Annotated in this window: 1 protein-coding gene; it reads right to left on the bottom strand. The window is 39.4% G+C overall.

The annotated features are described in order from the left end of the window. Positions 1-132: 132 nt before the first annotated feature. Positions 133-828, bottom strand: a complete 696-nt coding sequence (locus CD152_RS10585) for a transglycosylase family protein (protein ID WP_086038534.1) — start codon at positions 826-828, stop codon at positions 133-135. Positions 829-902 lie beyond the last annotated feature (74 nt).

The following is a 902-nucleotide window of genomic DNA, read 5'->3' as shown; positions in this document are numbered from 1 at the left end:
GTAAAACACCACCGTTCAATGATATACCTATATTTTATCAAAAAAAGACTGTAAACTTCATCTCCGAAGGAGACTTTGTCTACAGTCTGAAATGAATGTGCCGAACGGCACATTCATTTTTTAATCTTTAGATTAAGCTGTAACCCATTGAGATGGACCAGCTGTATTATATAACTTAACAGCTGCTGCATCTTGGACTGCTTCAGGTGCTGATGCTGGAGATACGCCTCTCCACTGAGCGGGAGCTACTGAATCCCAAGTAGATTGTAAGAATTGATATTTACCTGCTGCGCCAGAAGTAGGATTGACTGCACGGATATTACCGCCAGATTCACGTTGAGCGATAAGTTGTAAGTGTGCGTTAACACTTACTGGTGAAGTTGCTGATTGTGTTTGAGCTGGCGCTTTATATGTTGATTGTGCCTGATAGTTTTGTGCTTTAGGTGCTACATATGTTTGAGCAGGTGTCTTTGCTACAGGAGCCTGTGCTTGTACAGCAGGTGCCTCCTGTTTGAAGTTGTTATTCGTTACTGAGCTGAATGCTTCAGAATCTGCTGATCCAGTATGGTTATATTCCCAAGTCCAGTATGCACCATTTGAATCAAAGGTAAAATGATAGCCATCCTTAGTGAATTCATAATGATAAGCCCCTTCGTGTACAGGCTTTTCATTTAAAGCTGATGGGTTATTTAATGCTAAGTTTGCTAACTCGGCTTTGTTGATTTGATTTGTTTCTGCTGTTTCCGTAGATGCATCTGCTTGAGAAGCTGAAACACCAGTTACTCCTAACGCTAATGCTAATGTTGAAGTCATAATTGCTTTTTTCATTATATAAAATCCTCCAGTAATTTGTTTAATTAATATTCTGAATCAAAGTAAGATTCATTTGGCTAAGTGACACT

Source organism: Macrococcoides caseolyticum, from assembly GCF_002902665.1.
GTDB classification, from domain to species: Bacteria; Bacillota; Bacilli; order Staphylococcales; family Staphylococcaceae; genus Macrococcoides; species Macrococcoides caseolyticum.
The sequence above is the reverse complement of the archived record's forward strand: the minus strand, read 5'-3'. Positions and strand labels throughout refer to the sequence as shown.

Bases quoted from the DNA above. Each gene is read 5' to 3' on its own strand.
- CD152_RS10585 (WP_086038534.1), bottom strand. From the start codon at position 828: ATGAAAAAAGCAATTATGACTTCAACATTAGCATTAGCGTTAGGAGTA.